21 protein-coding genes and 2 pseudogenes are annotated in these 22,597 nt (G+C 63.4%); 18 read left to right on the forward strand and 5 right to left on the reverse strand.

Going from position 1 to position 22,597, the window contains the following annotated elements; all coding sequences use genetic code 11:
- Positions 1 to 321: 321 nt before the first annotated feature.
- On the reverse strand, positions 322 to 816 hold the full coding sequence (locus tag NIBR502771_RS16135; RefSeq protein ID WP_141160641.1) for a hypothetical protein: 495 nt from the start codon (positions 814 to 816) through the stop codon (positions 322 to 324).
- A gap of 706 nt (positions 817 to 1,522) precedes the next feature.
- Between NIBR502771_RS16135 and NIBR502771_RS16140 the strand changes: the two genes are divergently transcribed.
- Positions 1,523 to 2,104, forward strand: coding sequence for a recombinase family protein (locus NIBR502771_RS16140; protein WP_141160642.1), 582 nt, complete (start codon positions 1,523 to 1,525; stop codon positions 2,102 to 2,104).
- A 218-nt stretch (positions 2,105 to 2,322) separates the two neighbouring features.
- Positions 2,323 to 3,220, forward strand: a protein-coding gene (locus tag NIBR502771_RS16145; protein WP_141160643.1) for an IS5 family transposase whose coding sequence is annotated in 2 segments (ribosomal slippage) — positions 2,323 to 2,673 and positions 2,675 to 3,220 — 897 coding nt in all. Because the reading frame shifts where the segments join, the coding sequence is not laid out codon by codon here.
- Here NIBR502771_RS16145 and NIBR502771_RS16150 read toward each other — a convergent pair.
- A pseudogene (locus NIBR502771_RS16150) lies at positions 3,218 to 4,363 on the reverse strand (IS256 family transposase); the annotation flags it as partial. The gene NIBR502771_RS16145 and the pseudogene NIBR502771_RS16150 sit on opposite strands and share 3 nt — an antisense overlap.
- A gap of 312 nt (positions 4,364 to 4,675) precedes the next feature.
- Entirely contained in the window at positions 4,676 to 6,199 is a 1,524-nt protein-coding gene (locus NIBR502771_RS16155; protein WP_141160644.1) for a SulP family inorganic anion transporter, read from the reverse strand.
- A gap of 180 nt (positions 6,200 to 6,379) precedes the next feature.
- On the opposite strand from NIBR502771_RS16155, the gene NIBR502771_RS16160 reads away from it, so the two are divergent.
- Positions 6,380 to 6,760, forward strand: coding sequence for a MerR family transcriptional regulator (locus tag NIBR502771_RS16160; RefSeq protein ID WP_141160645.1), 381 nt, complete (start codon positions 6,380 to 6,382; stop codon positions 6,758 to 6,760).
- 15 nt (positions 6,761 to 6,775) lie between these two features.
- On the opposite strand, the pseudogene istB reads toward NIBR502771_RS16160, so the two are convergent.
- Together istB and NIBR502771_RS21135 are read right to left on the reverse strand one after the other, a co-directional pair.
- Positions 6,776 to 7,597: pseudogene (gene istB, locus NIBR502771_RS16165) on the reverse strand (IS21-like element helper ATPase IstB).
- Positions 7,597 to 7,728 carry a hypothetical protein gene (locus NIBR502771_RS21135; RefSeq protein WP_256371456.1) on the reverse strand — a complete coding sequence of 44 codons (132 nt, stop codon included), beginning with the start codon at positions 7,726 to 7,728 and terminating at the stop codon, positions 7,597 to 7,599. The pseudogene istB and the gene NIBR502771_RS21135 overlap by 1 nt, the downstream one beginning before the upstream one ends.
- A gap of 23 nt (positions 7,729 to 7,751) precedes the next feature.
- On the opposite strand from NIBR502771_RS21135, the gene NIBR502771_RS21260 reads away from it, so the two are divergent.
- From NIBR502771_RS21260 to NIBR502771_RS16240, 15 genes are all read left to right on the forward strand, one after another.
- Positions 7,752 to 7,961 carry an NAD(P)-binding protein gene (locus NIBR502771_RS21260; protein WP_141160646.1) on the forward strand — a complete coding sequence of 70 codons (210 nt, stop codon included), beginning with the start codon at positions 7,752 to 7,754 and terminating at the stop codon, positions 7,959 to 7,961.
- A 1,040-nt stretch (positions 7,962 to 9,001) separates the two neighbouring features.
- Positions 9,002 to 10,423 carry a TrkH family potassium uptake protein gene (locus tag NIBR502771_RS16175; RefSeq protein ID WP_141160647.1) on the forward strand — a complete coding sequence of 474 codons (1,422 nt, stop codon included), beginning with the start codon at positions 9,002 to 9,004 and terminating at the stop codon, positions 10,421 to 10,423.
- Between the two features lie 72 nt (positions 10,424 to 10,495).
- Positions 10,496 to 11,689 carry a sodium:proton antiporter gene (locus tag NIBR502771_RS16180; protein WP_141160648.1) on the forward strand — a complete coding sequence of 398 codons (1,194 nt, stop codon included), beginning with the start codon at positions 10,496 to 10,498 and terminating at the stop codon, positions 11,687 to 11,689.
- 710 nt (positions 11,690 to 12,399) lie between these two features.
- The gene (locus tag NIBR502771_RS21265) at positions 12,400 to 12,663 is read left to right on the forward strand and encodes a lipopolysaccharide assembly LapA domain-containing protein (RefSeq protein WP_371706656.1); all 264 of its coding nucleotides are present in this window, start codon (positions 12,400 to 12,402) and stop codon (positions 12,661 to 12,663) included.
- A 63-nt stretch (positions 12,664 to 12,726) separates the two neighbouring features.
- Complete coding sequence (locus NIBR502771_RS16190) at positions 12,727 to 13,179, forward strand: hypothetical protein (protein WP_141160650.1); 453 nt, start codon at positions 12,727 to 12,729, stop codon at positions 13,177 to 13,179.
- A gap of 296 nt (positions 13,180 to 13,475) precedes the next feature.
- Positions 13,476 to 14,369 (forward strand): S1C family serine protease, encoded by an 894-nt coding sequence (locus NIBR502771_RS16195; protein ID WP_246839700.1) that lies wholly within the window; start codon positions 13,476 to 13,478, stop codon positions 14,367 to 14,369.
- A 100-nt stretch (positions 14,370 to 14,469) separates the two neighbouring features.
- Entirely contained in the window at positions 14,470 to 15,486 is a 1,017-nt protein-coding gene (locus NIBR502771_RS16200; RefSeq protein WP_141160651.1) for an SDR family oxidoreductase, read from the forward strand.
- Between the two features lie 375 nt (positions 15,487 to 15,861).
- Positions 15,862 to 16,392 carry an iron transporter gene (locus NIBR502771_RS16205; protein WP_141160652.1) on the forward strand — a complete coding sequence of 177 codons (531 nt, stop codon included), beginning with the start codon at positions 15,862 to 15,864 and terminating at the stop codon, positions 16,390 to 16,392.
- A 288-nt stretch (positions 16,393 to 16,680) separates the two neighbouring features.
- Entirely contained in the window at positions 16,681 to 16,878 is a 198-nt protein-coding gene (locus tag NIBR502771_RS16210; protein ID WP_141160653.1) for a zinc transporter permease, read from the forward strand.
- A gap of 381 nt (positions 16,879 to 17,259) precedes the next feature.
- Complete coding sequence (locus tag NIBR502771_RS16215) at positions 17,260 to 17,610, forward strand: NADH-quinone oxidoreductase subunit A (protein ID WP_141160654.1); 351 nt, start codon at positions 17,260 to 17,262, stop codon at positions 17,608 to 17,610.
- On the forward strand, positions 17,601 to 18,815 hold the full coding sequence (locus tag NIBR502771_RS16220) for a hypothetical protein (RefSeq protein WP_141160655.1): 1,215 nt from the start codon (positions 17,601 to 17,603) through the stop codon (positions 18,813 to 18,815). Before NIBR502771_RS16215 ends, NIBR502771_RS16220 begins: the two co-directional genes overlap by 10 nt.
- Before the next feature lie 8 nt (positions 18,816 to 18,823).
- On the forward strand, positions 18,824 to 19,753 hold the full coding sequence (locus tag NIBR502771_RS16225) for a complex I subunit 1 family protein (RefSeq protein ID WP_246839701.1): 930 nt from the start codon (positions 18,824 to 18,826) through the stop codon (positions 19,751 to 19,753).
- Entirely contained in the window at positions 19,753 to 20,376 is a 624-nt protein-coding gene (locus NIBR502771_RS16230) for an NADH-quinone oxidoreductase subunit J (RefSeq protein ID WP_141160657.1), read from the forward strand. The genes NIBR502771_RS16225 and NIBR502771_RS16230 overlap by 1 nt, the downstream gene beginning before the upstream one ends.
- Positions 20,373 to 20,675, forward strand: a complete 303-nt coding sequence (locus NIBR502771_RS16235; RefSeq protein WP_141160658.1) for an NADH-quinone oxidoreductase subunit K — start codon at positions 20,373 to 20,375, stop codon at positions 20,673 to 20,675. Before NIBR502771_RS16230 ends, NIBR502771_RS16235 begins: the two co-directional genes overlap by 4 nt.
- Positions 20,672 to 22,597, forward strand: coding sequence for a proton-conducting transporter membrane subunit (locus tag NIBR502771_RS16240; RefSeq protein ID WP_141160659.1), 1,926 nt, complete (start codon positions 20,672 to 20,674; stop codon positions 22,595 to 22,597). Before NIBR502771_RS16235 ends, NIBR502771_RS16240 begins: the two co-directional genes overlap by 4 nt.

The following is a 22,597-nucleotide window of genomic DNA, read 5'->3' on the forward strand; positions in this document are numbered from 1 at the left end:
TCAACACCCGCCTGCACAACCGCGAAAACGGGCTGCTCGCCGTGCACGCGAGTACGGAAAATGACAAGTTTGCCTATAAATGGCGGCGTTTTGTGATCGCTCTTTGTCGCGCCGCTGGACTCCGGCTGTCTTGAATCTCTAAATTCGAGACGGCAAGGTTTCGAGACACTGTGAGAACCAATCATTGCTCTTGTTTCCGCATTCCCACTGGCCGTGTCCTACAAAGACTGATTGCCCAGCCGAGACGATGTTCAGACTGATTGGGCTGGAGTGTTTGATGCTGTTGGTGTGGACGAGTTTGAGCAGAGTCGACGCTAACGCCTATGAGAGCTCCCTGCCAGACCACACATAGCCCATCTGCGCAGCGTGGGTTGCAAGAATTATTGTCGCTATGGCAGCAGGACCGCGCCAGAGATTGAGCTTCCGACCCAGAATCGGCTCCTCGACTCTGTCTGGGAACTCATCAGTGAAGAATGTAGCCCCGTTAGTAACCCCCATGGGGCCGAGCATGTTGCTCAGCTCCGTTATTTTGCTGCTGGGAAGCTCTACAGCGACAAGCCAGGCTGCATTGACAGCATCGGGGAACCGGCTGTTGACGGTTTCAGCTGCTAGTTGACGCCCCAGTTCGCGCGAGTTGGGAAGTGGTGAACCCAGAATTTCTGCACTGAAATGTGAGACGAAGTCGCCCAGTTTATCTGCCTCATAGCTCTCCCCACGGTTGAAATCGTAGGTTTCAGCAGTGGCAAGCATCTGCTGCACCTCAGCTATCTGTCGGTTAGTCGCTCGGCGCTTCTTCGCGCTGAATGAGAATGCCATCGGGAGATCTCCTCTAATAAGTTTGGCCCGGAGTTGGAGCCGCGTCATTGAAATCTAGGAACTCATCAACGAATCGCTGCGGGTTGGGAACACCAACGGCTAGCTCATTGCGTACAAGTTTGCGAGGTGCATGGGTTGTGCGCCGGAGCCAGGGTTGAGGGGTTCAGTTCGAGCTGCATGAGTCAAAAATAGCAAGGTCTACTGACAAATTGGTTTTTCTCTAGAACGCTCTAGAACTTTCTAGAACTTCGGCGTGTCCAGCCTTGCCTCTTCCGGCCCTTATCGTGGCCTCACCAAACATTGAGCCATTCCCTACGCGCCCGGGCCGGTCGCCCGTCCGCTGGGGTTACCCGCAAATCGTGGACAGTTGATCAGGCGGCTTGTGCCGGCTGGGGTTTACTGCTGGTGAGGAACTGTTCGTGTTCTACGGGCGTGGTGTATCCCAGGGAGGTCACGCTCGAATATGGAGAAACAAGAGTTGTTCTCCCGCCAATCTGACTAACCAGTGTGAGACCTTGAGGTTGCCACTTCCTGTCTCGGAACTCTTGGGATACGAGACGTCTCACTGGCTCTGTCCCGTAAGATCCTGATTCCTGTGAAATCTCGCGACTTTCTCTGCGTCCGGCGATTCTCATAACTATGTCTCGAAACCTTCTGCTTGAATCGGCGTACCAATCATTAGTTATGAGACACATCGGAGGCAGGCATGCCGAAACTTATTGGCTACGCACGGGTTTCGACGCGGCAGCAGTCCACGGACCGGCAGCGGGCGGATCTACTGGCCGCCGGCGTTCGACGCGACGACCTTTACGTCGACCAGGGTGTCTCCGGAGCGCGTGCGTCGCGACCACAGTTCGATCGAGCACTCGACGCGCTCATGGAGGGTGACACCCTGGTCATCACGACTTTGGACCGGCTCGGGCGATCCACCCAAAACATGCTTGCCTTCGCCGACGAACTCCGCACTAGGCGTGCCGGCCTGCGCGTCCTGAACCTGGGCGGAGGCGACGTCGACACAGCAACACCGATGGGCTCTATGTTGTTCACGATCATGGCCGCCCTTGCGCAGATGGAATACGAGATCAAGCGCGAACGCGTCACGGATTCCATAATCAAGCGAAGAGAAGCTGGCAAAGACCTTGGCGGCCGACCCCGCCGGGTCACTGATAGTCAGATCAGAAGCGCTGTTCGCCTAGTCAAAGGTGGCGAGCCCACAGCGCAGGTTGCCCGGGATCTCGGTATGTCCCGAGCGACGTTCTACAGGCGGTCACGAGCGCTTGCCGACTAGCAAGGCGACATTTAGCGCCGCAAAAAGACCGCCATTTACCGCCAACAGTCACACTTTTTCGGAGGCGTGCCGAACGCGGGTCAGAAACGGTCGTTATTGACTAGCCCCTAATCCGTGTCGTGAAGCACCCAGAGGTTTACAAGTCACCGTCGGACATGAGTCTCGTTACTAGGGCGTGTCTCCTAAACCTGGGTTGGTTTAGGCGGGATGCTTGATGGGTGTCGCGTACTTCTGTTTTGACTGATGGGCAGTGGGCCCGCATCCAGCCGTTGTTGCCGTCCTCTGATGGTCGTCGGGGTCGTCCTTTTCGGGACGACCGGCGCGTGGTCGAGGGCATCATTTACCGGTATCGGTGCGGGATCGCGTGGCGGGATGTGCCTGCCGAGTTCGGTCCGTGGCAGACCATTTGGAAGCGTCACCGCCGCTATAGCGGTGACGGAACGTGGGACAGCATCCTGGCTGCACTGCTGACGGTCGCGGACTCTCAGGGTGAAGTGGATTGGTCGGTCTCGGTCGATTCGACGGTGAACCGTGCCCACCAGCACGGCACCAACCTGCCGCGCACCACAGGGGGCCGGCTCGAATTACATGAATCTGTTTGCTGAGCCGGACGATCATGCGGTTGGGCGGTCCCGGGGCGGACTGAGCACCAAGATTCACGCCTTGGTTGATGGCCAAGGCAGGCCCTTGGTTCTGCTGGTCGCCCCGGGCCAGGGCGGGGACGCGCCGATGTTCGCCCACCTCATGAACCAGCTGAAGATCAACCGGGCCGGTCAGGGCAGACCCAGAACCCGCCCGGACCGTGTCCGCGGTGACAAGGCCTACTCCTCTCGAGCGATCCGAACCCACCTCCGCGACCGCGGCATTATTGCTGTCATCCCGCAGCCTTCCGACCAGATCGGCCACCGGAAGCGACGCGGCTCCTCCGGTGGCCGGCCCCCGGCCTTCGACAAAGAGGATTACAAAGGCCGGAACGTCGTCGAACGGAACTTCAACGTCTTCAAGCAATGGCGTGCCTTGGCAACACGCTACGACAAACTCGCCCTCACCTACCGCGGAGGAGCGGTTCTTCGGGCAATCAGCATCTGGCTAACAGCTTTAGGAGACACGCCCTAGTGCCCGGGTGGCGAGGTAGAGGCATTTCAGGGCCGCCTGCTCGGTGGGGAAATGGCCCCTGGCCCTGACCGCGCGCCGGTAGCGGGCGTTGACGGATTCGATGGCGTTGGTGCTGCAGATGACCCGCCGGATTTCGACGTCGTAGTCCAGGAACGGCACGAACTCGCTCCAGGCGTTCTCCCACAGCCGGGTGATCGCGGGGTACTGGCGGCCCCACTTGCCCGAGAACTCGACGAAGCGGTCCTTAGCCGCAGCCTCGGACGGGGCCGTGTAGACCGGGCGCAGGTCGCGTGACATTTCGTCCCAGTACTGCCGGGCGGCATAGCGGAAGGTGTTGCGGATCAGGTGCACGATGCAGGTCTGAACGACGGCCCGCTCCCAGACCGTGTTGATGGCCTCGGGCAGGCCCTTGAGCCCGTCGCAGACCGTGATGCAGACATCCTCGACGCCCCGGTTCTTGATCTCGGTCAGCACCGAGAGCCAGAACTTAGCCCCTTCGCCGCCGTCCCCGGCCCACAACCCGAGAATGTCGCGTTCGCCGCTGACGCTGACACCGATGGCGACGTAGACCGGCCGGTTAGTGACCTGCCCGTCACGGACCTTTACGTGAATCGCGTCGATGAACATCACCGGGTAAACCCGGTCCAGGGGCCGGTTCTGCCACTCGGTCATCTCCCCGATGACCTTTTCCGTGATGCGCGAGATGGTGTCTTTGGAGACCCTGGCGCCGAACACCTCTGCGAAGTGGGCCGCGATTTCCCCGGTTGTGAGCCCCTTAGCGCTCAACGACAACACGATCTCGTCAACACCGGTCAGCCGGCGTTGCCGCTTGCGCACGATCTGCGGATCGAAGGTCGAGCCGGTGTCCCGCGGCACATCGATCTCCACAGGCCCGATCTCGGTCAGCACGGTTTTGGTGCGGGTGCCGTTGCGGGAGTTCCCGCTCCCGCGTCCGGACACGTCGTGTTTTTCGTATCCGAGGTGTTCGTCCATTTCCGCTTCTAGCGCAGTCTCCAGGACGTTCTTTGTGAGCCGGTTCAACAGGCCGCCCGGGCCGACGAGGTCGATGCCCTGTTCCTTGGCCTGGGCCAGGAGCTGCTGCGCTAACTCTTGCTGATCCACATCAGTCGCCATGGGATCCATGGTGTCGCTCATGATCAGTCCTCCCCGCCAGGCAACGCCCGGCGTGTCAGGCCAACTGTGGATCCACCGTTATTCAGACAGTCCCATTATCGGCGCCAAACTAACGGGAGTGGACGTAGCTGCGAGAACCTCTGAATATGTCAACTCTCTCTCTGGCCCCGGTAGGACGGTTATTTCTGGCCCCGTTTGGATCGCTTCCTGGTGGTGATGCGTGGCTTTTGACGTTCGTTTTTTGCGGGGGTTGGGGAACTTGGCCGGTGTGCAGCTGAGGCCCTTTCTTCGCAGGAAGGGGCCTCAGTTGGTCTTGGTGGGTCAGTGGCCGGCGCTGAGTTTGCCGCCGAGGCGTTCGCGCATGAGGGTGCTGGCTTGGTTGAGGCCGATGATTTTCACTTCTTTGCCGTGGTGGTGGTATTTCTCCGTGATGGCGTCGAGGGCCGCGATGGTTGATGCGTCCCAGAGGTGGGAGGCGTGCATGTCGATGACGACGTGCTTCGGGTCCAGGGCGTATTCGAATTGGGTGTAGAGGTCGTTGGAGGAGGCGAAGAACAGCTCGCCATCCACGACGTAGGTAGCGGTTTCGTGATCACCGGTGGTCGTCACGTTGCGTTCGACGGTGACCAAGTGTGCGACGCGGCGGGCGAACAGGACCATGGCGACCATGACGCCGACTCCGACGCCGACGGCCAGGTTGTGGGTGGTGACGGTGCCGATGACGGTGGCGACCATGACAGCGGTTTCGCTCTTGGGCATGATCTTCAGGGTCCGGGGGTTGATGCTGTGCCAATCGAACGTGGCGACGGAGACGAAGATCATGACGGCGACCAGGGCGGCCATGGGGATCAGTGAGACGATGCCGCCGAGCGCGACGACGAGGATGAGGAGGAAGACACCGGCGAGGAAGGTGGAGATCCTGGTGCGGGCGCCGGAGGCTTTGACGTTGATCATGGTCTGGCCGATCATGGCGCAGCCGCCCATGCCGCCGAAGAACCCGGTGACGACGTTGGCCACGCCCTGGCCCCACGCTTCCCGGGTCTTATGGGAGCGGGTGTCGGTGACGTCATCGACCAGTTTGGCGGTCATGAGGGACTCGAGCAGGCCCACGAAGGCCATGGCCAGGGAGAAGGGGAAGATGATCTGAAGCGTCTCGAGGCTGAACGGCACGTTCGGGATGAACAAGGTCGGCAGGGAATTCGGGAGTTCGCCCTTGTCGCCGACGGTGGGGACCGCGACGGCCGCAAACACAGTGACGAGGGTCAGGACAATGATGGCCACCAGGGGCGCGGGAACTGCTTTGGTGAGTTTGGGCAGGCCGAAGACGATGGCCAGGCCGAGGGCCACGAGGGGATAGACCAGCCACGGAACACCGATCAGTTCGGGGACCTGAGACATGAAGATCAGGATGGCCAGGGCGTTGACGAATCCGACCATGACCGAGCGCGGGATGAACCGCATGAGTTTGGCGACCCCGGAGAGTCCCAGGATGATCTGGAAAACACCGGCCAGGATCACGGCGGCGACGAAGTAGTCCACCCCGTGGGTTTTCACCAGTGGTGCGATGACCAGAGCAATCGCGCCGGTGGCGGCGGAGATCATGGCCGGGCGGCCGCCGACGAAGGCGATGGTCACGGCCATGGTGAATGAGGCGAAGAGCCCGATCCGCGGGTCGACGCCGGCGATGATCGAGAAGGCGATGGCTTCGGGGATCAAGGCGAGGGCGACGACGATTCCGGCGAGGACTTCGGTCTTAAGCCGGCGTGGTGACATCAGGGTGCCCCGGACAGATTGGAGCTGTTCGGGGGTGAACGCCGGGGCGGGTTCGGCTTGTGTGGTGGCCATTTCTGGCTCCGTTCATGGTGAGGAAGGCGCGCGGGTGCGGCTTCGTTGTGCAAGTGACTGTGGGGGCGCAGCGCCGCGCCGGGGAGGTGGGGGAACTACTCTTGAAGGTCTCACCCCATACGACAACCCTACCCTAACGTGATGGTAGGGTTTAAAATCCGAAAGAGGACGGAGGCGCTGATGACGGCTAAGACCAGCAGCACCAACACCATGCATATCGGCGAGTTGGCAGAGCGGACGGGCCTGTCCCTTCGGACCATCCGGCATTACGACGACGTCGGACTGCTCCCGGCAACGGCCCGTACTGACGGCGGCTTCAGAGTTTTCTCGGAGGACGACTTCGAACGCCTCATGGTCATAAAACAGATGAAGCCGCTGGGGTTCTCGCTGGAGGAAATGGCTGAGATCCTTGCACTGCTCGCCGGCCCTGAGGGCACTGCCCCTGAACGGTCCGAAGTTCTGGCAGGGTTCCTGGAACGGGCCGTGCATCAGCGGGCGAAGATGGCCAGGAACCTGGCCCAGGCAGATGAATTCATCCAGAGGCTCGGCGGCGGGGCCTGACGAACGGCGGGCCGCTCACGGTGCGGGCTGTTGGCCCTGATGCGCGATCGTGCGGGCGAGACGGTAGGAGTCCGTGCCGGTTTCGATGATGGCGCCGTTGAAAGTCAGCGGTCCACGATCGCCGCGCAGAGGCGCGGGTCCGTGAAGGTTTTAGTCCAGCCCGAGAAAGACTCGTTGGAAGCGATCGCGATCGAGTTCTTCTCCTCCCGTTCGGTCAGGACCTGGAAGAGAAGCCCGGCGCCGCGCCGGTCCAACTCCATATAGCCCAGCTCATCAATGCACAGCAGTCCACCCGCCCGTAGCGGGCAATGGTCTTGGCCAGCACCTTCTCGTCCGCGGCCTCCACGAGCTCGCTCACCAGCTGGGTGGCGAGCGTGTATTTGACCCGGTAGCCCTTCTCAGCCGCGGCGGTGCGGAGCCCGATCAGCAAGTGGGATTTACCGGTCCCGGAATCCCCAATCAAGCAGAGGGGCTGTCCTTTGCAGATCCATTCCCCGGTGGCCAGAGTGTCGATGGTGGCGGGGGTGACGACGGGTTTGCATAGAAGTCAAAGTCCCCGAGCCAATTGTCTCGGGGAAAGTTCGCAGCTCTGACCCGGCGGATCGAGCAGCGCCGGTCCCGGTCATCGCACTCGGCCAGCAGCAGCTCGGCCAGGAAGCCTTAACAAGAGAGTTGTTCCTTCCCCGCGACGGTCAGGGCTTCGTCCAGGACCGCCCGGACCGTGGGCAGGCGCAGGCGGCGGCCCTGGTCGACGGCCGCGACCGCGGCCTGTTCAGTCAGGCCACGGCGCCGGCACAGAGTCGGGGTGATGATAGTGGCCGCTGCCGTGGGAGTCATCAGATGTTCTCCTTCGACGCTGTTCGTACAGGGTGTTCGGTGTGTTTGGCCAGCAGCTCGTCATAGGCAAGGACCGATGGCAGGGGCTGGCTGTCCGGCGGTAGCCCTGCGATGACGGCCGCCGGGTCCATGAGCCGGCGCTGGGTCAGAGGCCATGCGACCTTTCAGTGTCTTGGTTTCCGGGGCGGGAATCGCGGGGGCTACTCTTTCCTACCGGCTGGCCCAGCAGCGAGCGGACGTGACAGCCGTTGACCGCAGGGACCAGCTCCGGCCTAGTGGTGACCCGGTGGATGGTCCAAGGCGCCGTCACGGAAGGGTGTGCTGCAGCCCCTGCAGGACAGCCCGGCGCACGCTCCGGGGCTGACGCTCGTCACGGAGTCGGAGCGGGGTAGTCGAGTTCCGGCTCGGCAGGTTCCGCGGCGGCGACCTTGAAATTTGCTGGGCAAGTTTTCGCCGCAAAACCTGCAGCCGGCCGCCGAGTACCAGGCGGAGTTCGTTTTCGCGGACGAAGTGACGGCATTGGAGCGGGATCAGGGCGGTGTCCATGTGGAGTTCTGCCATTTCCCAGCCGCTCGCTCGATTTCGTTGTGGCGGCGGATGGACTGCACTCCAGCATCTGGGAGAGGGCCTTCAGGCCCGAGAAGGATTTTGAACATCCCTCTCGGGTTGTACATTGGGACAATGTCTCTCGGGCGTCCAGCGGCAGATCCCGACTCGATTGTTGAGTACAACCGGCCTACGGTCATTAGTGGTGCGCCCGCTCAACGGAACGGCAGGGGCAGCCCTTATTTTCCGCGCCCCTCCCCATCCCACGCGTGAGTACCACGCTAAGAGAAACCCAGAAACGGGTTGTCCTAAACGCCTTCGGCCTGATCGATTCGGCCCTACCCGAAGTGCAGGACGTGCGACGCAAGGTTCAGGAAGCGGAGGACCATACTCCGATGCGATCAGGCAAGTAAAGCTCCCGAGCTGGTCACATGGGCGGGTCACCTTGGTCGGTGACGCCGCTTCCTGTATCTCCCTCTTTGGGCACGGCTCCAGCCTGGCCATGAGCGGTGCAGGCGGAGGCCTTGGCCAACAGCCCCAACAACCCAGCGGTTGCGCTAATCGCTACGAGAAACTCCACCGGCAGGCGCAACCCCACGGCAGCGGAACCACAAACTCGCCCCAGCTAGACTGACAGCGCTACTTCAGGGCAACCCTGCTCCCCCGTTGAGCAGGGACCAGGCGTTAAGGATCCGTAAAGAAGGGCCAGTCGCAAGGTCTTGGCGCTCTGCCGTCTGCTAGCTTCAGCGCTGTGACTGACCAAGACGAAACGAACGAAGGACGGGTCGAGCCTTTGCAACTGACGGGGCCCGGCGTTCGGGCTGGTGTTGGAGTGGACCAAGCAGAGGAGGTCGGACGATGAGCCCCGATAGAACAAACATCCGGCGACTTTTTTCCCGGGTCACCCGGCGCGAGGCCCGTTTTAGCCCTCAGCCGGCAGCTAACGGGCTTGGCCGCGCCCTGCTGCACCCGGTCCGCCTCGTTCCCTTGGCGTTCCTGGTGGTGATAGTGCTCGGCGCGGAACTGCTGATGCTGCCCATCGCACACACAAGCACCCAACCCGAACCCTTCCTGCCCGCCCTGTTTACCTCTGTTTCAGCCGTCTGTGTCACTGGCCTTGCCACGGTGGATACCGCAACGTTCTGGACACCATTGGGGCAAGGGGTGATTCTGGCACTCATTCAGGTTGGCGGCTTCGGCATCATGACGTTGGCAACACTGCTGGCTCTGCTGGTGCGGAAAACCATCGGCGTCCGCGGCCAGCTCGTGGCACAGTCCGAAACCCATACCCTGAACTTCGGTGACGTCCGCTCCGTCCTGTTCCGCGTGGCCCGCATCATGGCCCTCTTCGAAGCAGCCGCAGCAGCCGTCCTCACGGCCCGCTTCTGGATTGCCTACGACGACAACCCGGCGACCGCACTTTGGCATGGGATCTTCCACGCGGTGTCTGCGTTTAACAACGCCGGTTTCGCCCTGTACAGCGACAGCCTCATCGGCTTCGCCGGCGACCCATGGATCATCGTCCCCATTTGCGCCGCAATCATCGTCGGCGGCCTTGGCTTCCCAGTGCTCATCGTCCTGCTGCAGGGCGGGATCAGAATGAAGGAATGGACCGTCCACCTGCGCCTGACCATTTACGGGTCCTTGGTCCTGCTGACCGCCGGTGCCGTCTTTTTCGCCGCCTTCGAATGGAACAGGGATCAAACCCTGGGACCCATGCCGCTGGGCGGCAAGCTCCTCGCCACCCTTGCAGGCACCGTCTTCCCCCGCACCGCAGGGTTCAACAGCATCGATTACGGGGCCGCCTCACCCGAGACCGTTATGGTCACGAACATCCTGATGTTCATCGGCGGCGGGAGCGCGGGAACAGCCGGCGGCATCAAAATCACCACGTTCCTGGTGCTCTTTTTCGCGATCTGGAACGAAGTCCGCGGCCGCGACCACGTCACCATCGCCCACCGCTCCATCAGCTCGTCCTCGCAGCGTCAGGCCCTGTCCGTCGCGCTTCTTGGCGTGGCGGCTGTGATCACTGGCACCATGCTCCTACTCATCGTCACTGACCACCCGCTCGACAAGGTGCTCTTCGAAGCCATATCCGCGTTCGCCACCGTAGGCCTGAGCACCGGGATCACACCGGACCTGCCACCCAGCGCCCAATGGGTTCTCATGGTCCTCATGTTCGCCGGACGCATCGGAACGATCACTGTCGCATCGGCCCTCGCGCTCTCCGCCCGGCCGAGGCTCTACCAGCTGCCCGAAGAACGCCCCGTCATCGGGTGACCCTTCCTCTTATAGTGACCGTCTACTCCGACCGCGGCTCAGTCTAGGCTGGAAGGGAATAGGAAGGTGGCCGTGGCTACTGCATTGTTGTTGTCTTTCGCTGTCCTGCTGCTCATCGGGGTACTGATCTCCGAACGGGCAAACCGGACGGTACTCTCCACCGCCGTGCTCTTCCTGGTCGGAGGCTTCCTCCTGGGCCCCGGAGCCCTCGGCGTCATCAAAGTCACCTCAGGTGACCCGATCGTTAGCGGGCTGGCCGAACTGGCCCTGTTTTCGGTCCTCTTCACGGACGGGATGCGGGTGGGCTTCCGCGACCTGCGCGTGGCCTGGCGGCTGCCCGGCCGTGCCCTGTTGCTTGGCCTGCCGCTCACCCTCGCGCTGACCGCTGTCTTCGCCCATTACATCGTCGGCATGCCCTGGCTGGAATCCTTCCTCCTCGGCGCCATCCTCGCCCCCACGGATCCGGTCTTCGCCTCCGCCATCGTGGGCAGAGAAGAAGTCCCGGGACGGATCCGGCACCTGCTCAACGTCGAATCCGGCGTCAACGATGGCCTGGCCCTGCCCATCGTGCTGATCCTCCTCGCCGCAGCTGGCGGCAGCAACACCCACGGGGAGGAACTTCTCATCGAAATCGTCCTCGGCATCGCCGTCGGTATCGTGATCCCCATCGTCGTCCTCGGGCTCGAGCGTCTGCCCTTCCTGCAGGCCATCCGGTCCCTGCAGCCCTTGCTCGCGGTGTCCATCGGACTCCTGGTCCTGGCGATCTGCCAGGCAACCCATGCCAACCTATTCCTCGGAGCCTTCGCCGCCGGGATTACCGTCGCAACCTTCGGCACGGAACTCCGCCACGAATTCGAGCAGTTCGGGGAACTCGTCACCGAACTGCTCAAACTCGCCGCCATCATGGTCTTCGGGGCCCTCATCACCCCGACATTCCTGTTCGGGGAGATACCGCTTGGTGGGTGGGTCTTCGCCGTGTTCGCCCTCGTTGTGGCCAGACCCCTGGCACTGCTGGTGTCTTTCATCGGCGCCAAACTTAGCCTCGGGGAACAGGTCACGGCGATGTGGTTCGGACCCAAAGGCTTTGCCTCAGTTGTCTACGGCCTGATCATCCTCGAATCGGGCATTGCCTTGGCCGACCAGATCTACCACCTGGTCGCCTTGGTCATCGTCCTTTCCATTCTCTCCCACTCCTCCACCGACGTGGTCATCGCGCGCCGGTTCGCCCGCAATCAAGAGCCAACGCCAGCTGCCGCCAAGGGTTGACGGAAGCGGCCGCATGGTCTTAAGCCGCGCCGAAGAGGGCTCTGTGCGACAACGTCGATCCCCCGCTCCGACGTCTCTTCTGCACGCCAAGGATTGGGAGAACCAGTCCCGGCCTCCAAGTGAGAAGACTGGCATTTCCCGCCAAGCCAAATTGGGCGGCGATACCCAGTTACTGTGCTTCCTGCGGGGACTGCGCCGGCCTAGAAAGCTGAGCGTCAGCACCTTGGGGGCATAGGCAACGGCCCAGATTTCAGCATCAAATGTTCCCAGTTAACTGTTGTTACTATGCATGCTTTGCGGTTCAATGGACATATGGGTGATACCAAGCGGTGCTTTGGATCCCATCCCGATGGCACGTTAGAGCGATCTCCGGAGGTCCTGCGGTTGCGCGCGTTGAGCCGGGCCGGAGCTGGAGATGACAGCCCCCATGTAGACATTGCAACCATGTCGGCTACCCGCCGAGCCGGACGGTCTTGTCCCGGATGGCCGGCGGCGCGCCGGCAGGGGGAAGTCTCCGCTCCTGGCGGGGCAGAGACCTCACGGAAGGATGTAGCGGAATGCGCTCTGAATCGTCAGTAACTGGAATTTCGATCCCTCCCCGGCCAGGGAGACCCCCGGCTGCCGGAAAGGAATTGGGCAAGGCGAGAGGTGACCCGCCCGGCACCACCAGGGCAGGCACGATGTGGGCGGTGACGCTGGGGGCCCTGCTGATGTTGAGTCTGCTGATTGTCTTCATCCTCCAGAACCAGGATCTCGTCCGGGTGCAGTATCTGGGATTGTCAGGATCCTTGCCGCTTGGCGTCGGGCTCGTAATAGCTGCTCTCACAGGAGGGCTGATGGTAGCGGTCGTGGGCGCGGTACGGATAGCCCAGCTGCGCAGAGCCGGCTCTCAGGGTCACCCCAGGACCACCGTCCCGGGGCCTCCCCGACGAAGCCTTAGCCGCCTCCTGAACCATGGACAGCAACACACATGATGGCTGGAGCCGGAGCGGCGAAGGAAGGGCCGGATGCGAACTGTTGGTAGGGAAGGAATTGCGATGCGGGTGAAGAAGGTAATTCGCAGCTTTATCAGTGCCGTGCTGGTGCTTCTTGGGGCTCTGGCGCTGAGCGGGTGCTACAACGCTGAAGCTGATAACTATAAATCCGTAGCCCCCGGTTCCAACCTTGATCTGCAAGGACTCGAGTTACGGAGTATCTCGATTGTCTCCGCCGCAGAGAACCAGCCAGGCCGTCTCCTGGGAACGGTTTTTAACACCACAGCCGAAGATATCGGACTGATAATCAGGGACAAAGACGACACGGTGCAGGTGACAGTCCCGGCCAAGGGGAAGATCGGATTCGACACAGCAGAACACATCCTTCAAAGCACGCGGGATCCACCAGGGGCACGCACCAACCTCACCATCGAAGCCAAAGGCGACAGCAAAGTCACGGACGTTCCCGTGCTCGATGGCACTCTGTCGCAATACGCCCCGTACGTGCCTAAGTAGGACGCCCCTGACGGGCGGCAGCCCCTATCCCCTACTGTCCCGTTCACACACCATTTGTCTCGCTCAATTGCGGCCTTGGCATTCAAGAGGAGCCGCGGAGGGGGCCGAAGGAGGAGAAATACGTGAAATCACTAAGACTTTACGCGGCGGCAGGGACAACCGCGGCAGCGCTTACCCTGACAGGCTGCACCGGCACTCCCGGGCCGGCGCCCGGTTCCGCAACAGCATCACCGGCCCAACCATCTCCTGCGGCATCCGAAGCTGCTGCAGCAGGCCTACCCGCAGTCCCAGGTGTCGTGAAGGACGTTGAACCGTCTGTCGTCACCATACGCACAGACATCGGCCTGGGTAGCGGTGTCATCTACCACAGCGACGGATCCATTGTCACCGACGCCCACGTCGTTGAAGACCAGCAAAAGCAACCTTTCAAAAGCGTCCAGGTCCAGTTCGCAGACGGCTCACAATCTCAAGGCACCGTGGTGGGCGTTGACGACGTCACGGACGTCGCCGTGCTCAAGGTTGACCGGACGGGCCTCCCCGCCGCCCGCTTCGCCACGTCGGACCCCGAAGTGGGCTCAATGACAGTCGTCATAGGAAGCCCCCTGGGCTTGGAGGAAACGGTCACCGCCGGAATCGTGTCCAGCCTTCACCGGAACATGCCGCCGTCCAAGGAGTCTCCACACGGAGCCATCGACCTCCTGCAAACGGACGCCCCTATTTCCCCTGGCAACTCCGGCGGCGCCGTGGCTGACTCCACAGGGCAGGTCATCGGGCTCTCCGAGGCATACCTGCCACCAAGCTCCGGAGCGGTGGCCATCGGCTTCGTAACACCGTCGCCGACTGTCACGAACGTCGCCGACCAGCTGCTGGCCAGTGGTTCGGTCAAACACGCCGCCCTTGGCGTGGTCCCGACGGACATCACGCCGCAACTCGCCCAGCGGTTCTCACTGGCTGCGACGGCTGGAGCGCTGGTTGTCAGCGTGTCCCAGGGGAGCCCGGCGGAAAAGGCAGGCATGAAGGCCGGGGATATCATCACCAAATTCGCTGGCGCAAAGGTCGGCAACGTAACGGACCTGCTCGTGGCTCTCAGGAAGCAGGACCCAGGCCAGCAGGTCGAGGTTGACGTGCAGCGCGGATCGGCCTCGCAAACCCTGCGGGTCACCCTCGGAAACCTCGCCGACCAATCTTGAAGCCCTTCGCCGCTGCCAGCTTTCACAGGACCTATAAACCCAAACCTCGCGCGAGCCCCGGAATGGCCCCCAGATAGGGGCCGGAACCAAGGAGAAGCATATGGACACATCACCTCGAGTTGTTGTCGTCACCGGAGCCAGCGGCGGGATCGGCCGCGCTTCGGCTATCGCCTTCGCCAAGCAAGGCGATGCCGTCGCCCTGCTTGCCCGCGGCGAGGCCGGGCTTGCAGCGGCCGCGGCCGACGTCGAATCTTTTGGAGGCACCGCTTTGGCTATCCCAGTCGACGTGTGTGACGCCCAAGCGGTGGATGCCGCAGCCGAGCGGGTGGAGCGGGAACTCGGGCCAATTGATGTCTGGGTCAACGTCGCCTTCACGTCGGTCTTTGCACGTTTCGGTGACATCCAACCGGATGAATTCAAACGCGTTACGGAGGTTGCGTACCTGGGCTATGTCTATGGGACCATGTCGGCGCTCAGACGGATGAAGCCCAGGAACCGAGGGACGATCGTTCAGGTGGGCTCCGCCTTGGCCTACCGCGGGATCCCGTTACAGTCAGCGTACTGCGGCGCCAAGCACGCCATCCAAGGGTTCAACGAGTCCCTCAGGACCGAACTGCTGCACGAGCGCAGCGGCGTCAAAACCACCATGGTCCAGATGCCAGCGGTTAACACCCCGCAATTCTCGTGGGTCCTATCCCGCCTTCCGCACCAGGCACAGCCCGTACCCCCGATCTACCAGCCGGAAGTAGCGGCACAGGGCGTGGTCTACGCCGCAGCCCATCCCCGGCGACGTGAATACTGGGTGGGCGGCAGCACGGCCGCGACCCTAATCGCAAACGCCCTGGCGCCCGGACTCCTGGACCGGTACCTGGCCAAAACGGGGTTCAAGGCACAACAAACCCGGGACCGCCGGGACCCTGACCAACCGGCCAACCTCTGGAAGCCAGCCGATACAACCAAGGATTTCGGCACCCACGGAATCTTTGACAGCAGGTCCATTTCACGCAGCTACCAGCTCATCGCATCCCATCACCACGGCCTCACGGCCGCCGCCACCGGTGCCCTCCTCGCAAGCGCCGCAGCAGTTGGTGTCCTCCTCCGAAAGGCAGCGCAGTGAAGGTGACGGAAGCGGTCCGCGCGGCGTATGGAGCAGCAGCTCTCATCGCTCCGGGAGCCGTAGAGCAGATGCTGACCGGCCAGGCGCTGGACGAACGGGCCCGCATCGTGATGCGCATCCTCGGTGCACGCCATCTGCTGCAGGCCGCTGTGACAGCCCGAGGCGGCAAGCCACTCCATCTTCTCGGCGGCGGGGTAGACATACTCCACGCCCTCACCGCCGTAGGCCTAGCCGTCTTGGATGAACGACGGCGGCCGGTCGCTACCGTAAACGCCGCTATCGCTCTGACCTTCGCGGCAGCCGAATTAGCGCGATCCCGCGAGGGCCACTGACGCCTGTCGCAACCACAGCCAGCAACAAGCGGAAAGGAATCTAATGGAAAAACACCAAAAGCCCCCCATGGACCCGGACACGTCGGAAGCCACTAAAACCCAACTGGACCTTGCCAAGGCCCAGGGCGAAGCCTTCGGCAAGGCCCTGGAGTACATGGTGGAGGAGGTGGCGCACACCGGTGGGAAGCAACAGGCCGGCGAGTACATGGTCGGGTACGCGATCGAGGACGCCGAAGGGATGTATCACTACCGGGACGGACAGCTCTCCTGGCAAAACCCGAAGAACGAAAACCTCCACGTCGAGATCGCTGTCTGCGACGTGGCGGACGGGCGTTTCATCCCAAACCTCAAGGTAACGGCAGCCCTCATTACCCCTGGCGGGCAGAAGTTGGGCCCGTATGAACAGGAACTGGTCTGGCATCCAATGCTCTACCACTACGCCCGCAACTGGAATGTTCCAGAGGACGGGGAGTACAGCCTCTTGGTCCACATCGAACCACCCACGTCATGCGGCACGACGAGGTCAATGGTCGGAGGTTCACAGCACCGGTCGACGCGGAGTTCACAGGCGTGAAAGTCACCCGCGGCAGCGAGCCGGTCAACCCGCCTTCGGACTGATGAACCCGACAAATCTGTGTTCAACCCGTAGAAAGCGGGCGCCGCCGGCCCCCACGAACGGCCCGCTGCGCGAGTTTCCCCTTTCGCCACTCAGATGCCCTCGCAGTGTGCAGAACCAGTGGCGTCGTCATCGACGTCCCCAGCGCCCCGTAAGTAACGAGGACCATCATTGAAAACGGGTTCAATCAAGAACAAAAAACCTCATCCACATTCAAGTGCAGCACAAGCTAAAGAGGAGAAGAACATGTCCATCAGCCCCGAACACGCTTCACCAGTTGATCCGGACGACTCCAGGGCCGACCACACCCCCATCGATCATCAGCACAGCCATGAACACGGCCCCGGGTGCGGCCACGAAACAGTCGAGCACGATGGTCATGTGGACTACCTGCATGACGGGCACAAGCACGCAGCCCATGGCGACCACTACTACGAGCACTAAGTTTCACCGGCTTACGGAGCTCTGAACTCGGGGACATTGATTCCAAGGTGACGGATACAAGACGGCGTCGATGGCAGGCACCCTTCAGCGAAGTGGAAGGACGGCCGCGTCGCCGACCTTCTGGACGTCCACGAACCATCCCGGCGAGGAGTATGGGAGTTGTTCCGGTCTCCCCCGCTAGAGTTCCCCTTGCATTCGTCCCCTGGAACGATCGTTTCGCCTCCCCCTGCCTGTCCATAGGCAGAACAGATCGAAACCCAGTTCTTGTGGCTCCAGGTCCACCTGGCTCTGGAGCGGCATGCCTCCCCACTTGTAATAGTCACACGCTACTGTAAGCATGCTGATGATCTGGATTTGGGGGCTGGTTATGAAGGGAAACGCATGTCTGCCTACCTGAACCTGGCGATCACCTTCGCGGTTGCGCTTGTGGGGGTGGGTGGCCTGTACGCGCTGCATCAGTTGACGGCTGTGGCGAGGAATCCCTTGGTCAGCAAGCCCTACACCAGCGGCTGGATCCCTGAACAGCACGCCCTCTCGCGGTATCACGCCCGCTACTACCCGGTGACGCTGGTCTTCCTGGCGTTCGACGTTGAGATGCTTTTCATGTACCCGTGGGCAGTTGTGGTGCCCCGGATCGGCGCGTCGGCTGTCATAGAGATGTTTGTGTTCCTGGGTGTTTTGATGGCCGGCGTGGTGTGGGCATGGCGCGAAGGAGCTTTCAAGTGGGCCTGAGGCACGTGCTGGCCCGGGCTGCGGTGAGGCGCTGCCACGTGTTTGTGGTCGAGGCCTTCGCCGGCTCCCATTCCAGGATGGCGGTGGAAGGCCACATCGCCGGCAGAGGCTGGGTGGAGGCGCTTTCACCTGGCGACGCGGACATCCTCTGCATCTGCGGAGAGGTTCCGGATGACCAGACGGACGCGGTGGACCGCCTCTGGGAGCAGCTGCCGGGGCCCAGGAGCAGGACAGTGATCACCGGACCTGAACATGCCGGGATTGCGCTGGATGGCTGCGTCGGGGAGCTGCTGGACGTGGAAGCACAGGTGCGGCTCGAAGCGGAACGCACGGCTCCTGAACCGAAAGAAGACGACGGTGGAGGGAAGCACGACGGCGGCGGGGATCGCCACACGGACATGGATTACGAAGGCATGAATCGCGGAGGAAAGGACGACGGCGACAGTGACGCGGAGATGAACCCGGACCATAGCGGCATGGACCACGAGGGTATGGACCATAGCGGCATGAGCCACGGCGGCATGAGTCACGAGGGCATGGACCACGGCGGCATGGAGATGCCGATGCCGGGCGGGATCGGCCTGGCGGGCGAGGGAAAGGACCGCGACGGTCTTGACCTGGATGCCCTGAAGGTGCCGCTGGGCCCGTATCTTCCGTTCTGGCCTGCCGGATTGGTTTTGCGCTGCGAGTTGCAGGGGGATGTCGTTTTCGCTGCCGACGCCGAGTACGCGTTCGACCAGCGCACTGGGATTCTCGTTGGCGGCCCGTCTGCGACGGAGCGTGCGGCCTTGGTGCGGCAGTCGGATCTCGCGTCACGGCTCCTGCACCTGGCCGGCGCCGCACGGGAAGCAGCGAAGGTACGACGGGTTCGGGATGCTGCCCTGGATGGTGGCGCGTTGGACGAGTGCAGGCGGTCGCTTGCGGCATCCAGTGCACGGCTGGGCCGGGACTGGCTATTGCGGCGGACGCTGCAGGGAGTCGGCCGGATCCCGCAGGACGGGGAACCCGGTGGAACGGATGCCTGGGACCGGCTCCTGGCCATGCTGGAAGGCACTGCGACCGGCACTGCGCCGGGAGGCAATGTCCCTCTGAACGTCCTGCCTGACCTGGTCCGGGGCCTTGAGTTGTCCGTGGTGCGGCTTGTAGTTGCAAGCCTCGACCTTTCGCCCCAACCGGTACCGGCAGTGGAAGGACCGGCGCGATGACGCCGGGCGTGGTTCAGCAACTTCCTGCCTGGGGGCCGCTGGCAGCCCTGGCGGCGCTGGCCGTGGTGGCCTTCTCCGGGGCGATGGTCAACGGCGTACTGGCCGCACGCTCCAGTGGGCGCCGCGGCGGCGGTTTCGCTCCAATTGCGGAGGCGGCCCGGCTGCTCCGGCAGCGAAGGCGGACCACCGTGGCAGCCGACGAGCTGCTGCGCAGGGTGGGCGTGGCCGGGTTGACGGTGGCCGCGGCGCTGAAGGTGGCCGTGCTGCCCGCAGGCGCCTGGGTGGTGTCCGACCTCGCCGTCGGGCTTGTCTGGTTCAATGCGATGGACGTCCTGGTGTGGGCCTTCGTGTGGCTGGCCGGCTGGGGGCAGAACAGCGTGTTTCCGTTGGTGGGCGCTTACCGGTTCCTTGCCTTGGCCTTGGCCTATGAACTGCCGTTGATGTTTGCGTTGACTGCTCCTGCCGTGGCGGCGGGCAGCCTGCGGATAGGTGACATCGTGGCCGCGCAGGAGGACCTGTGGTTCGTGGTGTGGATGCCGGCCGCCTTCGTGGTGTTCCTGGCCGCGGTGCTGGCATTTTCCCTCCAGCGGCCCTTCACCGCCCCCATGTCCGCAGACATCACAGGCGGCGTAACGGCAGAGCTTTCCGGTGTGGACCGTTTCCTTGTCCTGACCGGCCGTTACTCACTGTTGTCGGCAGGTGCCGGCTACGCCGTGGCATTGTTCCTGGGCGGCGGCTCCGGCCCGTTGCTGCCGGACTGGCTCTGGTTCTTTGGCAAGACCGTTGTCCTGCTGTGGCTGCTCGTGGCCCTGCGCCGCCGTATCCCGGAACTGCGGCCGGAGCAACTCATGGCCCCGGCCTGGGTGGTGGGGCTGCCCCTTGTCCTCCTGCAGGTCCTCCTTGTCGCCGTCATCACCATTAACGGAAGGACCAGCTGATGCCCGAGGCAGTTCTCTTTGCCGTCCTTGCCGCAATCGCCCTTGCTGCCGGCGTGGCGGTGTTCCGCACTGATTCAATGGCGCGCGCCAGTTACGCGTTGGCAGTGTCCTTTGTGGCCGTCGGCTTGATGCTGCTGCAGTTCAGGCTGGAGTACATCGGCGTGATCACCGTCCTGATGATGGTCATGGAGATGGCGGTCATGGCCATCTTCATGATCATGTTCATGGGCATGAACCCGGCGCTGATGCCCATGGACATGGTGCACAGCAAAAAGCTGTCAGCCGGGGCGGCCATTGGGCTGTTCCTGCTGCTGACTGCGGGGATTTTGCTCGCCGACTGGCCGGAGGGCAGAAGCAATGCAGGTGGGGATCTGACCAGGTCCCTGGGCGAAGCCATCATGGAACCAAAAATGCTCGTGATGCTCGTCATCAGCCCGGTCCTGTTCGCCACACTGGTGTCGGCGCTGGTCCTGGCAAACCCGCGTGGGAGGTACAGCGCCTACCCGCTGCTCCCCCTGGAGGATGCGGACGACGGCGGGCACGGGATGGACCACGGCGCCGGACACACTGGGGAACACGCTGATGGGCATGGGCAGCACCATGGGGCCGGTGGGCACCAATGACACTTCAACTGGTGTTAATCGCGGCGGCCGCCCTGTTCTGCGTGGGACTTTATGGCGCGCTGTCGCAGCAGGTGGTGGTGATGGTCATGATGGGCCTGGAGCTTATGCTGAACGGCGTCATCCTGGCAGCGGCCGCGTTCTGGTGGTTCCTCGCACCGGCACCTGATGGCCAGGTGCTGCTACTGGTGGTGATCGCCGCCATGACGGTGGAGATGGCCATGGGCTTCGCCGTTGCGATCCTGCTGCACCGCTCCCGGCAGACCGACATGACCGAGATGGCATCGGACCTCGCCGGATGAGCTGGCTGCTGATCCTGCTCATCGGGCTTCCTGCCGCCGCCGGAACAGCGCTTGCCGTGGCCGGGACGAAGGTGGACCGTTTCGCGGCCGTGTTCGCCGTCGTCGTCTCTGCCCTGGTGCTGGGCACCGCCTCCGCAGCGGCGGCCCTGCGCCCCGCCCTGGCCGCGCCCTTCCTGGCAGGAAGCGAGTTCGGGCTGAGCGTTGACGCCCTCAGCGCGCTGCTGCTCCCGGCCGTTGCCGGGGTGGCTTTCCTGGTCCTGCTCTACGCCGCCGCATCGGGCATCGGCACGCCAGCCCGGTTCCACGGCCTCATGCTGATCTTCATCGCATCGGTGCTGGTCACCGTGACTGCCACCACCCTTTCCACGCTGCTCTTTGCCTGGGAGGTCATGGGAGCGGCTTCCTACGCCCTCATCGGGTTCCACTGGAAGGAGTCACGGCGGGTATCGTCCGGGTTGACGGCGTTCGTGGCAACCCGCACCGCGGACCTTGGACTGTACCTCGCGGCGGGAGCGGCGATGGCCACCGGCGCATGGTCAGGGGATGCCATGTCCCTGGCCGGCCTGGACAGCCTTCCCGGGCCATGGCGGGACGTTGCTGCCGCCGGGATACTGGTGGCCGCGGTTGGCAAGGCGGCGCAGCTGCCGTTCAGCTTCTGGCTCTCCCGGGCCATGGACGGACCCAGTGCGGTCAGCGCCCTGCTGCATTCGGCCGCGATGGTGGCCATGGGCGGATATCTGCTCCTGCGGGTCCAGCCCCTCCTCGCAGCCACAGGGTGGGCTGCGGACACGGCGGCGTGGGCGGGGGCGGCCACCGCCGTGGTCCTGGGCTTCATCGCGATAGGCCAGCAGGACCTTAAGCAACTCCTGGCGGCGTCGACGGCGGCGCAGCTCGGGTTTGTGGTGATGGCCGCCGGAGTGGGTGATGCAGCGGGCGGCGCCGCGCACCTGATGGCCCACGCGGCAACGAAGAGCGCGCTGTTCCTGGCGGCGGGCGCCTGGTTGGCCGCACTCGGGACCAAGAAACTGGCCGACCTTCGCGGGGCCGGGCGCCGCTGGCCCCTGCTGGGTGGCGCGTTCACCGTCGCGGTGCTCAGCCTTGCCGGGATTCCTCCGCTGGCGCTGTGGGCCACCAAGGACAACATCCTCACCGCAGCGCGCGAACACTCGTTTCCCCTGTATATTGCCGGGCTGGCAGGCGCTGTTCTCGCCGCCGCGTACGCCGCCAAGGCCGTGGCACTGATCTGGAAACCGGTGCTCCCGGAAACTGCGTCCGGCTATGACGCAGAGGAGGCGGGCGGCCGTACTGTCACCCCGTGGCAGCTCGTCCCGATCGGAGTCCTCGCCGCCGGCGCCGCTGTCTCCGGTGGCCTGGTGCTGGGCACAACAGGTGACATTGTCCGAGGCGTCCTGGGCAGCAGGGCCCAGTCCTCCCTGCCCGAACTCGTCGTGTCAGGGGTGCTCGCCGTGGCGGTCCTGGTTCCGGTATGGGTACTTGGCGGCAAACTTCCACCACTGCCAGGGGCGCTGGCCTGGCTTCACATGGAACGTGCCGCCCACATCGTCCTGGTACGCCCGGTACTTGCGGCCGCCCGCTCCCTGGCACGGTTCGATGATGCCGTTCTCTCCCGCGGCGTGGAGCACGCCGCGGGAGAAGTCCTGCAGGGCGCAGGAAGCCTCAATCGCGCTGACGGGGCGCTGGATCGCGGCACCGATGCTGCAGCCGCTGCCACCTCCCGCCTGGCCGGCCGCTCCGCCATCACGGAACAGACCATCGACGGCGCGGTGAGTGGGCTTGCCCGCAGCGCCCGTCGCGCAGGTGCAGCCGCCCGCCGGCCCCAGACCGGCCAACTGCACCACTACTACGTCCAGGCCGCCGCAGTGATTGTGGTGGCCGCCGTCCTTCTGATCGTCGTGAGGTAA

Origin of the sequence: Pseudarthrobacter sp. NIBRBAC000502771 (genome assembly GCF_006517215.1) — a bacterium.
Classification (GTDB): Bacteria; Actinomycetota; Actinomycetes; order Actinomycetales; family Micrococcaceae; genus Arthrobacter; species Arthrobacter niigatensis.